The sequence below is a fragment of the Stutzerimonas sp. 21-1 genome, assembly GCF_056336065.1.
Genome location: NZ_CM150500.1, coordinates 3601186 through 3619189, shown reverse-complemented (window position 1 = coordinate 3619189; position 18004 = coordinate 3601186). Strand labels below are relative to the sequence as shown.

15 protein-coding genes are annotated in these 18004 nt (G+C 66.5%); 10 read left to right on the top strand and 5 right to left on the bottom strand.

Translation table 11 applies throughout. From position 1 onward, the window contains the following. The first annotated feature begins 31 nt into the window (after nt 1–31). A complete protein-coding gene (gene fni / locus AC0ZJQ_RS17365; protein ID WP_476477001.1) occupies nt 32–1072 on the top strand; it encodes a type 2 isopentenyl-diphosphate Delta-isomerase in 1041 nt (346 codons plus the stop codon). A 1-nt stretch (nt 1073) separates the two neighbouring features. Here fni and AC0ZJQ_RS17360 read toward each other — a convergent pair whose 3' ends face one another. Next, nucleotides 1074–2117: an NAD(P)H-dependent flavin oxidoreductase gene (locus AC0ZJQ_RS17360; protein ID WP_476477000.1), complete on the bottom strand. Its 1044-nt coding sequence runs from the start codon at nt 2115–2117 to the stop codon at nt 1074–1076. A gap of 137 nt (nt 2118–2254) precedes the next feature. Here AC0ZJQ_RS17360 and AC0ZJQ_RS17355 point away from each other — a divergent pair, with 137 nt between their 5' ends. After that, on the top strand, nt 2255–3094 hold the full coding sequence (locus AC0ZJQ_RS17355) for a 23S rRNA (adenine(2030)-N(6))-methyltransferase RlmJ (RefSeq protein ID WP_476476999.1): 840 nt from the start codon (nt 2255–2257) through the stop codon (nt 3092–3094). 156 nt (nt 3095–3250) lie between these two features. Here AC0ZJQ_RS17355 and AC0ZJQ_RS17350 read toward each other — a convergent pair whose 3' ends face one another. Together AC0ZJQ_RS17350 and AC0ZJQ_RS17345 are read right to left on the bottom strand one after the other, a co-directional pair. Then, complete coding sequence (locus AC0ZJQ_RS17350; RefSeq protein WP_476476998.1) at nt 3251–4225, bottom strand: serine/threonine protein kinase; 975 nt, start codon at nt 4223–4225, stop codon at nt 3251–3253. Between the two features lie 126 nt (nt 4226–4351). Next, nucleotides 4352–5056 (bottom strand): double zinc ribbon domain-containing protein, encoded by a 705-nt coding sequence (locus AC0ZJQ_RS17345; RefSeq protein ID WP_476476997.1) that lies wholly within the window; start codon nt 5054–5056, stop codon nt 4352–4354. 93 nt (nt 5057–5149) lie between these two features. Here AC0ZJQ_RS17345 and bioB point away from each other — a divergent pair, with 93 nt between their 5' ends. The 8 genes from bioB (at nt 5150) to AC0ZJQ_RS17305 (ending at nt 14112) form a co-directional block, all read left to right on the top strand. Beyond that, the gene (bioB, locus tag AC0ZJQ_RS17340; protein ID WP_167134320.1) at nt 5150–6205 is read left to right on the top strand and encodes a biotin synthase BioB; all 1056 of its coding nucleotides are present in this window, start codon (nt 5150–5152) and stop codon (nt 6203–6205) included. Nucleotides 6206–6307: 102 nt separating this feature from the next. Beyond that, nucleotides 6308–7486: an 8-amino-7-oxononanoate synthase gene (bioF, locus tag AC0ZJQ_RS17335; protein WP_008569525.1), complete on the top strand. Its 1179-nt coding sequence runs from the start codon at nt 6308–6310 to the stop codon at nt 7484–7486. Beyond that, complete coding sequence (locus AC0ZJQ_RS17330) at nt 7479–8204, top strand: alpha/beta fold hydrolase (protein WP_008569526.1); 726 nt, start codon at nt 7479–7481, stop codon at nt 8202–8204. Before bioF ends, AC0ZJQ_RS17330 begins: the two co-directional genes overlap by 8 nt. Further along, entirely contained in the window at nt 8197–9012 is an 816-nt protein-coding gene (bioC, locus tag AC0ZJQ_RS17325; RefSeq protein WP_237262663.1) for a malonyl-ACP O-methyltransferase BioC, read from the top strand. Before AC0ZJQ_RS17330 ends, bioC begins: the two co-directional genes overlap by 8 nt. A 1-nt stretch (nt 9013) precedes the next feature. Further along, the gene (bioD, locus tag AC0ZJQ_RS17320) at nt 9014–9709 is read left to right on the top strand and encodes a dethiobiotin synthase (RefSeq protein WP_008569528.1); all 696 of its coding nucleotides are present in this window, start codon (nt 9014–9016) and stop codon (nt 9707–9709) included. 46 nt (nt 9710–9755) lie between these two features. Next, a complete protein-coding gene (locus AC0ZJQ_RS17315) occupies nt 9756–10004 on the top strand; it encodes a hypothetical protein (protein ID WP_008569529.1) in 249 nt (82 codons plus the stop codon). A gap of 331 nt (nt 10005–10335) precedes the next feature. Next, nucleotides 10336–12141 carry a phenylacyl-CoA dehydrogenase gene (locus AC0ZJQ_RS17310; RefSeq protein ID WP_476476996.1) on the top strand — a complete coding sequence of 602 codons (1806 nt, stop codon included), beginning with the start codon at nt 10336–10338 and terminating at the stop codon, nt 12139–12141. Nucleotides 12142–12339: 198 nt separating this feature from the next. Next, nucleotides 12340–14112 (top strand): acyl-CoA dehydrogenase C-terminal domain-containing protein, encoded by a 1773-nt coding sequence (locus tag AC0ZJQ_RS17305; RefSeq protein ID WP_476476995.1) that lies wholly within the window; start codon nt 12340–12342, stop codon nt 14110–14112. Nucleotides 14113–14473: 361 nt separating this feature from the next. Here AC0ZJQ_RS17305 and msrA read toward each other — a convergent pair whose 3' ends face one another. Next, complete coding sequence (gene msrA, locus AC0ZJQ_RS17300; RefSeq protein ID WP_155550808.1) at nt 14474–15121, bottom strand: peptide-methionine (S)-S-oxide reductase MsrA; 648 nt, start codon at nt 15119–15121, stop codon at nt 14474–14476. 94 nt (nt 15122–15215) lie between these two features. Continuing rightward, the gene (locus AC0ZJQ_RS17295) at nt 15216–17879 is read right to left on the bottom strand and encodes a putative bifunctional diguanylate cyclase/phosphodiesterase (RefSeq protein ID WP_476476994.1); all 2664 of its coding nucleotides are present in this window, start codon (nt 17877–17879) and stop codon (nt 15216–15218) included. Nucleotides 17880–18004: the final 125 nt, after the last annotated feature.

Sequence of the window (18004 nt, the reverse complement as noted above, 5' to 3'; positions counted from 1 at the left end):
CCTGCAGGCACGCGCAGTAGAGGGGCACGCAATGGCTGACAACGAGCTGACCACCCGCAAGAACGATCATCTGGATATCGTGCTGGACCCGTTGCGCACGCGCGGCGCGCAGCGCGCCGGCTTTGCCGCGTGGCGCTTCGAGCACTGCGCGCTGCCGGAGCTGGATCTGGATGCGGTGGACCTCTCCGCCAGTCTGTTCGACCGCCCGCTGGCCGCACCGCTGCTGATCGGTTCGATGACCGGCGGTGCCCGGCGTGCGGAAACGATCAACCGGCACCTGGCCGAGGCCGCGCAAGAACTGGGGATCGCCCTGGCCGTGGGCTCGCAGCGGGTGGCGCTGGAATCCGGCGCGTCCAGCCACGGCCTCACTGGCGAGCTGCGCCGGCTGGCGCCGGACGTGCCGCTGCTGGGCAACCTCGGCGCGGCGCAGCTGGTGCAGGGCTATGGCGTCGACGAGGCACGGCGAGCGGTGGAGATGATCGAGGCCGACGCGTTGATCATCCACCTCAACCCGCTGCAGGAGGCCGTGCAGCCGGGCGGCGATCGCGACTGGCGCGGCGTGCTCGCCGCCATCGAACGACTGGCGCACACGCTGGAGGTGCCGCTGGTGGCCAAGGAGGTCGGCGCCGGGTTGTCGGCCGCGGTGGCGCAGCGCTTGCTGGATGCCGGTGTTGCGGTGCTCGACGTGGCCGGTGCCGGCGGCACCAGTTGGGCGGCGGTGGAGGCGGCGCGGGCGACCACGGCGCATCAGCGCGCGGTGGCCGAGGCGTTCGCCGACTGGGGCATTCCCACCGCCGAGGCGATCCAGACGGTACGCCGGGCTTGTCCGCAGGCCACGCTGATCGGTTCCGGTGGTATCCGCGACGGCATCGACGCGGCGAAGGCCATCGCCCTCGGCGCCGATCTGGTGGCGCAGGCCGCCGCCGTGCTGGACAGCGCGCTGGCGTCGCCGGAGGCGGTGGTCGCGCACTTTCGCGTGTTGATCGAGCAGCTGCGCATCGCCTGCTTCTGCAGCGGCTCGGCGGACCTCGCGGCGCTGGCACAGGCGCCGCTGATCCGTATTCCTGCCTGACTCAGGCGCGCCAGCCGGCGGCCAGCGCGCGGGTCAGCTCGGCGGCCGGCACTTCACGGCAACCGCTGGCGTTCTGCCCGGCCCACAGCGGCGTGCAGTGATCCAGGTCGAGGCTTTCGGTCTTGGCGCGCAGCGCGCTGATGGCATTGCCGGCCAGCGGGAAGGCCGGCACGCCATGCGGCAGCGGGCCGAGTTCGCGCATGATGCGGTTGACGATGCTGCGCGCCGGGCGGCCGGTGAACAGCGTGGTCAGCGCGGTGTGCCGGGCGCGCTCGCTCTTCAGTGCGGCGCGGTGCAGCGGATTGGTGAGGCTTTCCGGACACAGCAGATAGGCCGTGCCGACCTGTACGCCAGCCGCGCCCAGCGACTGCGCAGCTGCCACGCCGCGCGCATCGGCGATGCCGCCAGCGGCGATCACCGGCACGTGCAGCGCTTCGACCAGCTGCGGCAGCAGGGCGAAGGTGCCGAGCTGGGTGGTCAGCTCCTCGCCGAGGAAGATGCCGCGATGGCCGCCGGCTTCCAGGCCTTGGGCGATCACCGCGTCGACGCCGTGCTCCTGCAGCCACAGACCTTCTTCGAGGGTCGTGGCGCTGGCGGCGATCTTCGCTCCGCTGGCGAGGGCGTGCTTCAGCAGCTCGGGGGTGGGCAGGCCGAAATGGAAGCTGACCAGCGCCGGGCGGTGCTGTTCCAGTACGGCGGCCATCGCCGCATCGAACGGCTGACGGGTCGCACCGCTGGGAATCTGCGCCGGATCGATGCCGAACTCGGCGAAATACGGCGCCAGCAGGTGGTGCCAGGCGGCGATGTGCGCCGGATCGGCGGTGGGCGTCTGGTGGCAGAAGAAATTCACGTTGTAGGGGCGGTCGGTCAGCGCTTCGATGGCGCTCAGTTCGCGTTCCAGTGCCTGGGCATCGAGCATGCCCGCCGGGATCGAACCCAGCCCGCCGGCACCGCAGACGGCCGCGGCCAGCAGATGATTCTGCGCGCCTGCCATAGGTGCCTGGATGAGTGGGTGTTCGATAGCGAGAAGATCGCGCAGGTCCATGAGGCAACTCCATAGAAGTCATAGTGGGATAGGTAACTCTAGTCCTCCGGGACGATAACGGGGGAACCTTCGGCCCGGCCGCCGGTGTGCGGCGCCTGCAGCGCGGGTAAACTGCGCGGCTGCCGAGGAGCGATCACATGAACTACCGCCACGCCTTCCACGCCGGCAATCACGCCGACGTGCTCAAACATCTGGTCCTGAGCCGGATCTTCGCTTTGCTGTCGCGCAAGGAGGCGCCGTTCGCCTATCTGGACAGCCACGCCGGCGTCGGGCTGTACGACCTGGCCGGCGATCAGGCCAGCCGTACCGGCGAGTGGCTGCAGGGTATTGCGCGCATCTGGCAGGCCGAGGCGCGCCCGGCGCTGCTCGACGACTACCTCGGCGTGATCCGCGAACTCAACCCGGACGGCGCACTGCGCTACTACCCCGGTTCGCCGGAGCTGGCGCGGCAGCTGACGCGCGAGCAGGATCGCCTGCAGCTCAACGAGAAGCATCCCGAGGACGGCGCGCTGCTCAAGGACAACATGGCCGGCGATCGCCGCGTCGCGGTGCATCTGGGCGAGGGCTGGTTCGTACCGCGCGCGTTGATGCCGACGCAGGAGAAGCGCGTGGTGCTGCTGATCGATCCGCCGTTCGAGCAGGCCGACGAACTGAGCCGCTGCGTGACGGCGCTCAAGGAGGCGCTGGGGCGCATGCGTCAGACCATCGGCGTGATCTGGTATCCGATCAAGGACGAGCGCCAGCTCAAGCGCTTCTACCAGGACCTCGCCCGCAGCGGTGCGCCCAAGCTGCTGCGCGCCGAACTGTTCGTCCATCCGGCCGACGATGCCAGCCGCCTGGCCGGCTCGGGCCTGGCCATCGCCAATCCGCCGTGGGGGCTGGAAGACGAGCTGCGCGAGCTGCTGCCGTGGCTGGCCGAGCAGCTGGCGCAGAGCCAGGGGGGCTGGCGGCTGGACTGGCTGATCGAAGAGGCCTGAGCCGCGGAGATCGCAAGGCGGTGAATTGCACCCCGTGGGTCGTCACTCCGCCACTCGGTGGATCGGTACAGCGCGATCCACCCTACGCCGCTTGATCAACCGTAGGGCGGATGTCGCTTTTCACATCCACCGCCCGGGCCGCAGCCGCGCCATGCCTCAGAACAACCTGAGCGGCTCTTCCTGCAGTGCCGCCATTTGCTCGCGCAGGATCAGCACCTGATCGCCCCAGTAGCGCTCGCTGCCGAACCAGGGAAAGCTCATCGGAAACGCCGGATCGTCCCAGCGCCGCGCCAGCCAGGCGCTGTAGTGCATCAGTCGCAGCGCGCGCAGTGCCTCGATTAGCGGTAGCTCGCGCGGGGCGAAGTCGTGGAACTCGTTGTAGCCGTCCACCAGCTCGGCCAGTTGGCCGAGCCGCTCGTGGCGCTCACCGGCGAGCATCATCCACAGGTCCTGCACGGCCGGGCCCATGCGGCAGTCGTCCAGGTCGACCAGGTGGAAGGCGTCATCGCGCGCCAGAATGTTGCCCGGGTGGCAGTCGCCGTGCAGGCGGATGGGCGTGAAGTGGATGCTGGCGAAGACGTCCTCGACCCGCTTGAGCAGGTCGCGCGCCACCGATTCGTAGGCCGGCAGCAGGCTGCGGGGTACGAAGCCGCCGTCGAGCAGGGTGTTCAGCGAGTCGTGGCCGAAGTTCTGCACGCCCAGCGTTTCCCGATGCTCGAACGGCCGGCTGGCGCCGATGGCATGCAGGCGCCCGAGCAGTTGGCCGAGGCGATACAGCTGGTCAAGATTGCCCGGCTCCGGTGCGCGTCCGCCACGTCGCGGAAACAGCGCGAAGCGAAAGCCGGCATGGGCGAACAGCGTCTTGCCCTCGCGCTCCAGCGGCGCCACCACCGGCACCTCGTGTTCGCTCAGCTCCAGGCTGAACTGGTGTTCTTCGAGGATCGCCGCGTCGCTCCAGCGCGCCGGGCGATAGAACTTGGCGATCAACGGCGTTTCGCCCTCGATGCCCACCTGATAGACGCGGTTTTCATAGCTGTTGAGCGCCAGCACGCGGGCGTCGCTGAGATAGCCGATGCTTTCCACGGCGTCGAGGACCAGATCCGGCGTGAGGGTATCGAAGGGATGGGACATGACCGGCTCCGCAGGATAGACCGTTCAGTGTATTGCACCCGGGCTTTTAAACAACCGCGCGTCCGCCGCGATCAGATCGTAGGGTGGAAATCTGGCACAGCGAATTTCCACCGCAAGTCGAGCCGCTCAGTCGCCGGGTTTCGGCGTGCGCGCCAGACAGTAGACATCGACCCGCGCCGCGCCCGCGTGCTTGAGCAGGCGGGCGAGCGCTTCGGCGGTGGCGCCGGTGGTCAGTACGTCGTCGACCAGCGCCAGGTGGCGACCGCACACATCGCTGCCGGGCCTGAGGGCGAATGCCTGGCGCAGGTTGCGTCGGCGCGTGGCCGCGTCCAGCTGCTGTTGCGGCGGGGTGTCGAGCAGCCGTTCCAGCGTACGGTCATCGAGTGCGATGGCCAGCTCGCGGCTCAGCCAGCGCGCCAGCATCTGCGCCTGGTTGAAGCCGCGCTGGCGCATCCGGCGGCGGGCCATGGGCACCGGCAGCAGCAGGTCCGGGCGCGGCAGGCCATCGGCGTAGGCGTGGCGCAGATGGTGCGCCAGGCGCTCGCCCAGCAGTCGACCGAACGGCCAGTGCGCCTGGTGCTTGAAGCGCGTGATCAGCGTGTCGACCGGAAAGGCGAAACGCCAGGGCACCTCGACGTGGTCGTAAGCCGGCGGTCGCTTCAGGCATTCGCCGCAGACCAGCCCGCGCACCGGCAGCGGCACGGCGCAGACCGTGCAGCGCGCGTCGAGCCAGGGCAGATCGGCTTCGCAGGCACTGCACAGCGGATCGCCCGCGCTGAGTTCGTCGCAGAGCAGGCAGTTCCGCTCAATAAATAACCACTTGTTCACCATGAATCCGTTCCTGGTTGACAGCGTATCGGGCTTGGCTAACCATTCCGCATCCGTGCCAGGCCGCCGAGCCGCTATTTATTACAAGGATCACCGATGAGCGCCACCGCCGCTTCCGTTACCCGCCACGACTGGACGCTCGCCGAGGTCAAGGCGCTCTTCACCCAGCCGTTCAACGATCTGCTGTTCCAGGCGCAGACCGTGCATCGCCAGCACTTCGACGCCAACCGCGTGCAGGTTTCCACGCTGCTTTCGATCAAGACCGGCGCCTGCCCGGAAGACTGCAAGTACTGCCCGCAGTCCGGCCACTACAACACCGGTCTGGATAAAGAGAAGCTGATGGAAGTGCAGAAGGTGCTGGAGGCGGCGGCCGAAGCCAAGGCCATCGGCTCGACGCGCTTCTGCATGGGCGCGGCCTGGAAGCATCCGTCCGCGAAGGACATGCCCTACGTGCTGAAGATGGTCGAGGGCGTCAAGGCCATGGGCCTGGAAACCTGCATGACCCTCGGCAAGCTCGATCAGGAGCAGACCCGCGCCCTGGCTGCGGCCGGCCTGGACTACTACAACCACAACCTGGATACCTCGCCGGAGTACTACGGCAACATCATCACCACGCGCACCTACGCCGAGCGTCTGGAAACGCTGAGCTACGTGCGCGAGGCAGGGATGAAGATCTGCTCGGGCGGCATCCTCGGCATGGGCGAGTCGCTGGACGACCGCGCCGGCCTGCTGATCCAGCTGGCCAATCTGCCGGAGCACCCGGAGTCGGTGCCGATCAACATGCTGGTCAAGGTCAAGGGTACGCCGCTGGCCGAGGAGCAGGACGTCGATCCGTTCGACTTCATCCGCATGCTCGCCGTGGCGCGGATCATGATGCCGAAATCCCACGTGCGGCTGTCCGCCGGGCGTGAGCAGATGAACGAGCAGATGCAGGCCCTGGCGTTCCTCGCCGGTGCCAACTCGATCTTCTATGGCGAGAAGCTGCTGACCACCGCCAACCCGCAGGCCGACAAGGACATGCAGCTGTTCGCGCGCCTGGGCATCCAGCCGGAAGAGCGCCACGAGCACGCCGACGAGGTGCATCAGGCCGCCATCGAGCAGGCGCTGATCGAGCAGCGCGATTCCAAGCTGTTCTACAACGCGGCTGTTTGATGTGCGGTGCGGTGGATGAGCCGAGCCTCATTCACCGCGAAGCCGACTTATTCGTAGGGTGGATGGCCCGCTTGCGGCCGTCCACCGTTACCGGTTCTGCCCATGACCTTCGATCTCGCCTCCCGCCTCGCCGAGCGCCGCGCCGCGCACCTCTATCGCCAACGTCCATTGCTGCAGACCCCGCAGCAGCCTGAAGTGGTCGTCGATGGCGAGCGCCTGCTGGCGTTCTGTTCCAACGACTACCTGGGCTTGGCCAACCACCCCGAGGTGATCGTCGCTATGCAGCAGGGCGCCGCGACCTGGGGTGTCGGCGGCGGCGCCTCGCATCTGGTGATCGGCCACAGCACGCCGCATCACCAGCTCGAAGAAGCACTCGCCGAATTCACCGGGCGGCCGCGCGCGCTGCTGTTTTCCACTGGCTACATGGCCAACCTGGCGGCGGTCACCGCGCTGGTCGGGCAGGGCGATACGGTGCTGGAGGATCGTCTCAATCACGCCTCGCTGCTGGATGCCGGCCTGCTCAGCGGTGCGCGCTTCTCGCGCTACCTGCACAGCGATGCCGCCAGTCTCGACAAGCGCCTGGAGAAAGCCGCCGGCAATACCTTGGTGGTCACCGACGGCGTGTTCAGCATGGACGGCGATCTCGCCGACCTGCCGGCGATCTGCGCCGCAGCCCGGCAGCGCGGCGCCTGGGTGATGGTCGATGATGCGCACGGCTTCGGCCCGCTGGGCGCGAACGGCGGCGGCATCGTCGAGCATTTTGGTCTGGGCATCGACGATGTGCCGGTGCTGGTCGGCACCCTCGGCAAGGCGTTCGGCACGGCAGGGGCGTTCGTCGCCGGCAGCGAGGAGCTGATCGAGACGCTGATCCAGTTCGCCCGTCCGTACATCTACACCACCAGCCAGCCGCCGGCGGTGGCCTGTGCCACACTGAAAAGCTTGGAGCTGCTGCGCAGCGAGGGCTGGCGACGGGAGCATCTGCAGCGTCTGGTGGCGCGTTTCCGCGCAGGTGCCGCGCAGATCGGCCTGACGCTGATGGATAGCCCGACGCCGATCCAGCCGGTGCTGGTCGGCAGCAGCGAACGGGCGTTGAGGCTGTCGGCGTTGCTGCGCGAGCGCGGCATTCTGGTCGGCGCCATCCGCCCGCCGACCGTTCCGGCCGGCAGCGCACGGTTGCGGATCACCTTCACCGCGACCCATAGCGATGCGCAGCTCGAGCGCCTGCTGGAGGCGCTGGCCGACTGCTGGGCATTGCTGCCCGAGGAGCGCGACGATGCGTGAGCGACTGATTCTGCTGCCGGGCTGGGCGTTCGGCCCCGCGGCGCTCGAACCGCTGGCCGAGGTACTGCGCGAGCGCCAGCCGCATCTGCAGGTGGAGATCGCACCGCTGCCGGCGCTGGAGCAGCCGAGCGCCTGGCTCGACGAGCTGGATGCGCGCCTGCCGGCCGACGGCTGGCTGGCCGGCTGGTCGCTGGGCGGCATGCTGGCGACACAGCTGGCGGCGCGCCGTGGCGACAACTGTCCTGGCTTGATGACGCTGTGCAGCAACCCCTGTTTCCGTGGCCGCGACGACTGGTCGGCAGCCATGCCGGCCGAGGTCTTCGATGCCTTCGAGGAAGCCTTCCGCCTAGGCCCGCAGGACACGCTCAAGCGTTTCAGCCTGCTCTGCAGCCGCGGCGCCTACGATCCGCGCACGCTGACGCGGCAGCTGCAGGTCAGTCTGCTCGACCAGCCGCAGGCGGTCGCCGCCGCCGGGCTGCGCCTGCTGGCCGAACTGGATGGTCGCGCGGCGTTGCAGCGCTACGTCGGCCCGCAGCTGCACCTGTTCGCCGGCGGCGATGCGCTGGTGCCGGCGGCTGCTGCCGAGGCGCTGTTGGCCTGGCTACCGGACGTTGAAGTCGACGTGCTGGCCAATGCCAGTCACGGCCTGCCGCTGGAGCGCGCCGAGGATGTGGCGACGGCGATGCTGGCGTTCATGGATGAGGGCGAGGATGACTGAGTCTTCCCTCGGCCAGCGCCCGGCGGGCGCACTGCCCGACAAGCGCCAGGTAGCGGCGTCCTTTTCCCGCGCCGCCGCCAGTTACGACAGCGTCGCCGCCTTGCAGCGACGGGTCGGCGGCAATCTGCTCACCGCATTGCCGGACATGTCGCCGCCGACGCGTTGGCTCGACTTGGGCAGCGGGACCGGTTATTTCTCCCGCGCGCTGGCGGCGCGGTTCCCGCAGGCCGAGGGCGTGGCGCTGGATATTGCCGAGGGCATGCTGCGCCACGCGCGGCCGGCTGGCGGCGCGCGGCAGTTCGTCGTCGGCGACGCCGAGCACCTGCCGCTGCGCGAGGGCAGTGTCGGACTGGTGTTTTCCAGCCTGGCCTTGCAGTGGTGCGAGGATTTCGCCGGTGTGCTCAGCGAAGCCCGGCGTGTCCTGCAGCCAGGCGGTACGTTCGCCTTCAGCAGCCTGTGTAGCGGCACCCTGCAGGAGCTGCGCGACAGCTGGCAGGCCGTCGATGGCCTGGCTCATGTCAATCGCTTTCGCCCACTGACCACCTACCGCACGCTCTGCGCTGAAAGCGGCCTGCGCCTGCTAACGCTGGAGGTGCGTCCCGAGGTGCTGTATTTCACCGATCTGCGCGAGCTGACCCATGAGCTCAAGGCGCTCGGTGCGCACAACCTCAACCCTGGACGGCCCGGCGGGCTGACCGGCCGCGCGCGTTTGCGTGCGCTGGTCGCCGCCTACGAGCAGCTGCGCCAGCCCGCGGGATTGCCGGCGACCTATCAGGTGGTCTACGGCGTCTTGCGCAAGGAGCCATGAGTTGAATCGCGCGTTCTTCATTGCCGGCACGGATACCGATGTCGGCAAGACCACCATCGCCGCCGGCCTGCTGCATACCGCGCGGGCGGCTGGATTGTCGACGGCGGCGGTCAAGCCGATCGCTTCCGGCTGCACGGCGACGCCGCAGGGGCTGCGCAATGCCGATGCGCTCGCGCTGCAGGCCGAGTGCTGCCCGGCGCTCGACTATGCACAGGTCAACCCGTTTGCCTTCGCGCCGGCCATCGCCCCGCACATCGCTGCGCGTGAAGCCGGCGTGACGTTGAATACCGAGGCGCTGGCCGATGCCGTACAGGCCGTACTGGATCGACGGGCCGACTTCACCCTCGTCGAGGGGGCTGGCGGCTGGCGGGTGCCGCTGAACGCGCGGGAGACGCTGGCCGCCTTGCCGATGCGTCTGCAGCTGCCGGTGATTCTGGTGGTGGGCGTGCGGCTGGGTTGTATCAGTCATGCATTGCTGAGTGCCGAGGCGATCGCGCACGACGGTCTGGTGCTGGCCGGCTGGGTCGCCAATATCATCGATCCCGCCATGTCACGGCTGGACGAGAACCTCGCGACGCTCGACGAGCTGCTGCCGGCGCCCTGCCTAGGCCGCGTGCCGCGCCTGGCGGAGGCGTCGGCCGCGCAGGTCGCTGCGCACTTGCGATTGGCCGCGCTGGAACATCTGCCTTGCCGCTGACGACACCATCTGCTTGAATGCTGGCAATCCGCCTTCGGAGTCGACCATGCAAATCTCCAACAGTCTTCTTGGCGCCGGCCTGAGCGCCTACCAGGGCGCCCAGCAGCGAGTCGATCAGGCTGCTTCGACGATCGCCGCCGCCAGCCTGCCGACGGTCGACAGTTCCCAGGCGCTGACCGAGATCAGCGAGCAGCTGATCGAGCTGAAGCTCGGCGAGCACAACGCCGCACTCGGCGCCCGCCTGATTCGTAGCGCCGATGAAGTACTCGGCACGCTGATCGATACCCAGGCCTGATTCCTCGCGGCCCGTCGGCCGCGTCGCTTTCCCTCCTCTTCTTGTTCTTATGACGCGGCTGCTTTCACAGCCGGGCCCGCCCCTGCGCGTGCGTCGCGACTGCCGTCGCAACTGTCCGTTTCGTCCCTCTGCACACGTTGACGCATCGCCTAGCATGAAATCGCCGGCCGATGAGCGGCTGCCTTGTACCGGCTTGACATCGCTTGGGTCGAAACGTATGTTTCAAACGCCTGTTTGACTCTCCGTGCCCACGATCGACGGCCGGAATCGAATCCGCGCGGCCGGCCGCTGCCGACCGCCGCAACCAGAACTCACCGCTGAGGTTTACGTTATGCCCGACTACAAGGCCCCCTTGCGCGATATCCGCTTCATCCGCGACGAGCTGCTCGGCTACGAGGCGCACTACCAGAGCCTGCCGGGATGTGAAGACGCCACCCCGGATATGGTCAATGCCATCCTCGAAGAAGGCGCGAAGTTCTGCGAGCAGGTGCTTGCCCCGCTGAACCGTGTCGGCGACATCGAAGGCTGCACCTGGAGCGAATCCGGTGTGACCACTCCGACCGGCTTCAAGGAGGCCTACCAGCAGTTCGTCGAAGGTGGCTGGCCGAGCCTGGCGCATGACGTCGAGCACGGCGGTCAGGGTCTGCCCGAGTCGCTGGGTATGGCGATCAGCGAGATGATCGGCGAATCCAACTGGTCGTGGGGCATGTACCCGGGCCTGTCGCATGGCGCGATGAACACCCTGCACGCTCACGGCACCACCGAGCAGCAGCAGACCTACCTGACCAAGCTGGTTTCCGGCCAGTGGACCGGCACCATGTGCCTGACCGAGCCGCACTGCGGCACAGATCTGGGCATGCTGCGCACCAAGGCCGAGCCGCAGGCCGACGGCAGCTACAAGGTCACCGGCACCAAGATCTTCATTTCCGCCGGTGAGCACGACATGGCCGAGAACATCGTGCACATCGTGCTGGCCCGCCTGCCCAATGCGCCGGAAGGCACCAAAGGCATTTCGCTGTTCATCGTGCCGAAGTTCCTGCCGACGGCTTCCGGCGAAGTGGGCGAGCGTAACGGTGTGTCCTGTGGCTCGCTGGAACACAAGATGGGCATCCACGGCAACGCCACCTGCGTGATGAACTTCGACGCGGCCACCGGCTTCCTGATCGGCCCGCCGAACAAGGGCCTGAACTGCATGTTCACCTTCATGAACACCGCCCGCCTGGGTACCGCGCTGCAGGGCCTGGCCCATGCGGAAGTCGGCTTCCAGGGCGGTATTGCCTATGCCCGCGAGCGACTGCAGATGCGTTCGCTGACCGGTCCGAAGGCGCCGGAGAAAGCCGCCGACCCGATCATCGTGCACCCTGATGTACGTCGCATGCTGCTGACCATGAAGGCCTTCGCCGAGGGTAACCGCGCGATGCTGTACTTCGCCGCCAAGCAGGTGGACATCGTTCAGCGCAGTCAGGACGAGGAGCAGAAGAAAGCCGCCGATTCCCTGCTGGCCTTCCTCACCCCGATCGCCAAGGCGTTCATGACCGAAGTGGGCTTCGAGGCTGCCAACCACGGTGTGCAGATCTACGGTGGCCACGGCTTCATCGCCGAATGGGGCATGGAGCAGAACGTGCGTGACAGCCGGATCTCCTGCCTGTACGAAGGCACCACCGGCGTGCAAGCACTCGATCTGCTGGGCCGCAAAGTACTGATGACCCAGGGTGAGGCGCTCAAGGGCTTCACCAAGATCGTGCACAAGTTCTGCCAGGCCAACGAAGGCAACGATGCGGTCAAGGAATTCGTCGAGCCGCTGGGCAAGCTGAACAAGGAGTGGGGCGAACTGACCATGAAGGTCGGCATGGCTGCCATGAAGAACCGCGAGGAAGTCGGCGCCGCATCGGTGGACTACCTGATGTACTCCGGCTACGCCTGCCTGGCCTACTTCTGGGCCGACATGGCGCGCCTGGCTGCCGAGAAACTGGCTGCCGGCACCGAGGAGCAGGCCTTCTACAAGGCCAAGCTGCAGACCGCGCGCTTCTACTTCGCACGCATCCTGCCGCGCACTCGCACGCATGTGGAAGCCATGCTGTCCGGTGCCGACAATCTGATGGACATGGCCGAAGAAGACTTCGCGCTCGGCTACTGATCGTCTGCGCTGCACCCGAAAGCCGCTGCTCCTGCAGCGGCTTTCTGCATTCTGGAGCCTGAAAAAGTGCATTCCTAATGTGACCAATGAAAACTGATCGGTCACTAAAAGACGCTTAGTCCGATATTCGTTATTGGTTTAGACTCGCTGGAAACGGCCCGCCGAGGCCGCCAATCCGTGTCTTGCGAGGATTTGCACATGGCTGATTACCAAGCGCCGCTGCGCGATATGCGTTTCGTCCTGAATGAAGTCTTCGAGGCGCCGAAGCTCTGGCAGACCCTGCCGGCGCTGGCCGAGGCGGTGGATGCCGAGACGGCTGACGCCATCCTCGAAGAAGCCGGCAAGATTACCGCCGGTACCATCGCCCCGCTGAACCGCAGCGGCGACGAGGAAGGCTGCCGCTGGGACGCCGGGCAGGTCAGCACGCCGGCGGGCTACCCCGAAGCCTATCGCCTGTACGCCGAGGGCGGCTGGGTCGGCGTCGGCGGCGATCCGACCTATGGCGGCATGGGCATGCCCAAGGTCATCTCGGCGCAGGTGGAGGAGATGATGAACTCCGCAAGCCTGGCCTTTGGTCTGTACCCGATGCTGACCTCTGGCGCCTGTCTGTCGATTCACGCGCATGCCAGCGAGGCGCTGAAGCAGAAGTATCTGCCGAACATGTATAGCGGCGTCTGGGCCGGCTCCATGTGCCTGACCGAGCCGCACGCCGGCACCGATCTGGGCATGATCCGCACGCGCGCCGAGCCGCAGGCCGACGGCAGCTACAAGGTCAGTGGCACGAAGATCTTCATCACCGGAGGTGAGCACGACCTGACCGAAAATATCATCCATCTGGTGCTGGCCAAACTGCCGGATGCGCCGGCCGGTTCGCGCGGTATCTCGCTGTTCCTGGTGCCCAAGGTGCTGGTCAAAGAGGACGGCTCGCTGGGGGCGCGCAACGCCGCGTCGTGCGGCTCCATCGAGCACAAAATGGGTATCCAGGCCTCGGCCACCTGCGTGATGAACTTCGACGGCGCCACCGGTTGGATGGTTGGCGAGCCGAACAAAGGTCTGGCGGCGATGTTCACCATGATGAACTACGAGCGTCTGGGCGTCGGCATCCAAGGCCTGGCCACCGGCGAGCGTTCCTACCAGAGCGCCATCGACTACGCCCGCGAGCGCATCCAGAGCCGCGCACCGAGCGGCCCGGTGGCGCAGGACAAGGCGGCTGATCCGATCATCGTGCATCCGGACGTGCGTCGCATGCTGCTGACCATGAAAGCGTTGAACGAAGGTGGCCGCGCATTCTCCAGCTACGTAGCGCTGCAGCTGGATATCGCCAAGTTCAGCGATGATGCCGAAGCACGTCAGCGTGCCGATGCGCAGGTTGCCCTGCTGACACCGGTAGCCAAGGCCTTCCTCACGGACATGGGCCTGGAGACGACCGTGCATGGCCAGCAGGTGTTCGGCGGCCACGGCTTCATCCGCGAATGGGGTCAGGAGCAGCTGGTGCGCGACTGCCGTATCACGCAGATCTACGAAGGCACCAATGGCATCCAGGCGCTCGATCTGGTCGGCCGCAAGGTGGTGGGTAGCGGTGGCGAGCTGTACCGCAACTTCTCCGACGAGGTGCGTGGTTTCATCGCCTCTGCCGGGCAGGAGCTGGCCGAGTTCATCGAACCGCTGCAGGCTGCGCTGGACAATCTGGACGACTTGACCGCCTGGGTGCTGGAGCAAGCCAAGCAGAACCCGAACGAAATCGGCGCGGCCTCGGTGGAATACCTGCACGTGTTCGGCTACACCGCCTACGCCTACATGTGGGCGATGATGGCGCGTGCGGCGCTGGGCAAGAACGATGCCTTCTACCGCAGCAAGCTCGGCACTGCGCGCTTCTTCTTCGCCCGTCTGCTGCCGCGCATCCATTCGCTGACCGCCTCGGTACGCGCCGGCAGCGATTCGCTGTACCTGCTGGCGGCTGAGGAGTTTTGAGCGACGGCTTAATCTGGCGGCGTAATGAAATTAATCGGCCATGTGTGTGGAACGTTTGCGCCAGTAGTCCGGTCCTAAAAAGCACGTCGCTGTAAGCAATCACCTACAAAGCGGATCAAGGATGACTTGCTTGTAGGAAATTGCTTACAGCGCGTGATGCAAGATGGCTACTACTGTCTCGGCGAGGCGGTCAGTACTCTTCTGCACTCGGACCTCGGCGCAAGGTAGCGCAATCGAAAAGAAGGACGAGAACGGAGTGGCGCCAGGATGGCGCACGATCACGGATGTCAGGATTCACAGTCTGCAAAGCCCCGCCTCGGCGGGGTTTTTCTTTTTGCGCGCAACATAATCTGCGCCGGCGTCAGCCCGGCAGACGCACACCAGTACCTCCCAGGCCGCAGTAGCCACCCGGGTTCTTCGCCAAGTACTGCTGATGGTAGCCCTCGGCGTAATAGAACGTCGGTGCCTGCGCAATCTCCGTGGTAATCGCGCCATAGCCGGCCTGGCTGAGCTGGCGCTGGAACGCCGCCTGGCTGGTCTGTGCCTGCTCGCGCTGGCTGTCGTCCAGCCAGTAGATCGCCGAGCGGTACTGGCTGCCGACATCGTTGCCCTGGCGCATGCCCTGGGTGGGATTGTGCGATTCCCAGAACACGGTGAGCAGCGTCTGATAATCGATCTGCTGCGGATCGAATACCACCAGCACGGCTTCGGTGTGTCCGGTCAGACCCGAGCAGACTTCCTCATAGGTCGGGTTCGGCGTGAAGCCACCGGCATAACCCACGGCGGTGGTCCACACGCCGGGCTGTTCCCAGAAGCGCCGCTCGGCACCCCAGAAGCAGCCGAGGGCGAACAGCGCCTGCTGCAGGCCGGCAGGAAACGGTGGTTGCAGCGGATGGCCGTTGACGTAATGGGCCTCAGGTACCGCCATCGGCGTGGAGCGGCCCGGCAGCGCCTGTTCGGCGGTGGGCAGCGCGTTCTGATGCACGAGAATCTGCGAGCGTAGCGGCATGGTGACAACCTCGGCCGGAGCGAAAGACGTCAGTCAGGCTACCGGAGGTCGGCGGTGTCTTGAAGCGTCAGGCGCCGTCCGGTCGCCGCGGCGTTCAGGCCCAGTGCGGATAGCGCCGCAAGGCTTCGAGCAGGCGGGACGACGGGATCGGCTTATCGAACAGGTAGCCTTGGCCGATATCGCAGCGCTGGCGGCGCAGGAAGGCCAGCTGGGCGGGGCTCTCGATGCCTTCGGCGACGACTTTCAGACGCAGGTTGCGCGCCATCGCGATCACCGCCGAGGTGATCTCCATGTCGTCCTGGTTGTCGGGAATGTCCTTGATGAAGCTGCGATCGATCTTGATCACGTCGATGGGGAATTTCTTCAGGTAGCTGAGCGACGAGTAGCCGGTACCGAAATCATCCATCGCCAGCGTCACGCCCAGCGCCTTGAGCCCGAGCAGCTGCTGGCGAGTCTGTTCAGTGGCATCGAGCAGCAGGCCTTCGGTCAGCTCCAGCTCCAGCTGCGCGGCCGGCAGTTGTTCCTCGTGCAGGGTGGCAGCCAGGGAGGCGATCAGCTCGGGGTCGGAGAACTGCTTGGGCGACAGGTTGATCGCCACCTGCGGCCGGCCCAGCCCCAGCTCGGACAGTCGCACGCCCATGCGACAGGCTTCGCGGGCAATCCATTTGCCGATCGGGATGATCAGCCCGGTTTCCTCAGCCACGCTGATGAACTGGTCCGGGCTGATCATGCCGCGGGTCGGATGATTCCAGCGCAGCAGTGCCTCGACGCCTTGCAAGCGCCCCGAGCGCAGGCAGAGCTTGGGCTGGTAGAACAGCTCCAGCTCGTCGTGGGTGAGCGCACGGCGCAGGTTGTTTTCGACGAACAGCTTGTTGTTGGCCTCGGTGTGCAGCGCGTCGGTGAACACCTGGAGCTGGTTCTTGCCGTTGGCCTTGGCCTTGTGCAGCGCCTGGCCGGCATGCTTCATCAGCGTCTCCGGGTCGTTGCCGTGCAGCGGCGCGCAGGCCAGGCCGATCGAGCCGCTGACGCTGATCAGCTGCTTGTCGACGAACAGCGGTTTGTCGAGCGTGCGTAGGACCTGCTGCGCCAGGCGCTGGCCGGCTTCGAGGTCCATGTCGTCGAGCAGCAGGGCGAATTCGTTGCTGGCGAAGCGCGCCAGCACACCGTCGCGACTGAGGCCGTTGCGCAGGCGCTGCGCGAGGCTGGTCAGCAGCCGGTCGCCGGTCTGGTGCCCGAGGGTGTCGTTGATCCGCTTGAAATTGTCGATGTCCACCAGCAACAGGCACAGCTGGGGCGTGCGGTTGCCGGCGAAGCGCTCCTCCAGGCTGCGGATGAAGTACGGGCGGTTGCCCAGGCTGGTCAGGTTGTCGGTGTAGGCCAGGCGCTCGATGTGCTGCTGCACCAGCTTGCTCTGGGTGACGTCCTCGTAGATGCCGATGTAGTGCGTCAGCTCGCCGGCATCGTTGAGTACCTTGGAGATCGACAGCTGGCCCCAGTACGGCTCCAGGTTCTTGCGTCGGCTGCGAAATTCGCCTTGCCAGCTGTTGCCATGCGCCAGCGAGGAGGCCGTGTCCGAGAGCAGCGCACCGAGGTTCTCCAGACTGGTGAGATCAGTCAGCAGCTGACCGCGCACCTCTTCGGCGGAGAACTGGGTGATCGCGCTGAAACTCGGGTTGACGTATTCCACCCGGCCCTCGCGATCGACCAGGATGAAGGCGCTGGCGCTCTGTTCCACCGCACGCTGGAACAGGTGCAGCATGTGGGTCGCGCTGACGCGCTGCTGGTTGGCCAGGACCTGGGCGTACTGATCGGCGAGTTCGCCGGCGAACGCCACCTCGTCAGGCTGCCAGCGGCGCGGCGGGCCGTCGTGCTGCAGGCAGAGCAGGCCGATCATCTCGCCGCCGATACGGATCGTTGCGCTGAGGATCGAGCTGATTCCACGCGGAATCAGCAGATTTTGCGCCAGTTCATGCGTGCGCGAGTCGTGCACGACGTCGCTGACATCGAGGGTGCGACTGCTGTGCAGCGTCTCGAGGTACTGCGGATACGGGGCCAGATCGACCACGGCGGGGTACTCGTATCCGTCGTCGTCGCGGCGGAAGGCGGCGACCGCCTCCAGTTGCGTGCCGTTGAGCCGCCAGATGGCGGCCCGGCAGACCTCGTAGGCCTCGCAGGCGGCCTGGGTGATGAGTTCGGCGGCTTCGAGCTGCGGGTTGTCCGAGGCGTAGCGGTGACGGGCCAGGCGCACGATCAGCTGCTGCTGCGCGCGCGAGCGCACCAGCTGTTCCAGCTGTTCGTCGCGTGCCGGCGGGTCGAGCATGGTGTGCATGCCGGAGGTGGCGCCATTGAGCGGCGCGGCGGCGACCGGTTTGCCGACGATCAGGTAGCCGACCAGCAGTTCGCGCCCGTACTTGCGGCAGCGCTCGCCCACTTCGTTCAGCGTGAGCGTGCCGCGCGGAGTGTGCAGCTGGTATTCGACGCAATAGTGCGGCTGGTTCAGGAGCTGCTGCTGGATATCATCGTGCAGCTGGTGCCGGGCGTACGGCTCCATCAGGCTCGCGTAGGGCGAGTCGATCAGCGAGCACAGCTCGTTGGCCGCCACGTCGAAGTGGCGCTCGCAGGCTGGGTCCAGATAGAGCAGCAGCCAGCTGGCCTCGTTCAGACGCTCGAAACGCAGCATTCCAAGCCGGGAAGGCACTGGCAACTGCATCACAACCTCGGGCGCCAGACGGCTGGCGGCATCGGGATGTATTTTCATCGAGCGCTTGGCTTCCAGTATGCTGGCCGGACCGGCTGGTTGCGCTGTTGCACTGCTACAGCGGACTTCAAGGATGGCGAAATAATATTAACTTCGGGCAAGGGTGCATCATGCGACAGAGGCTG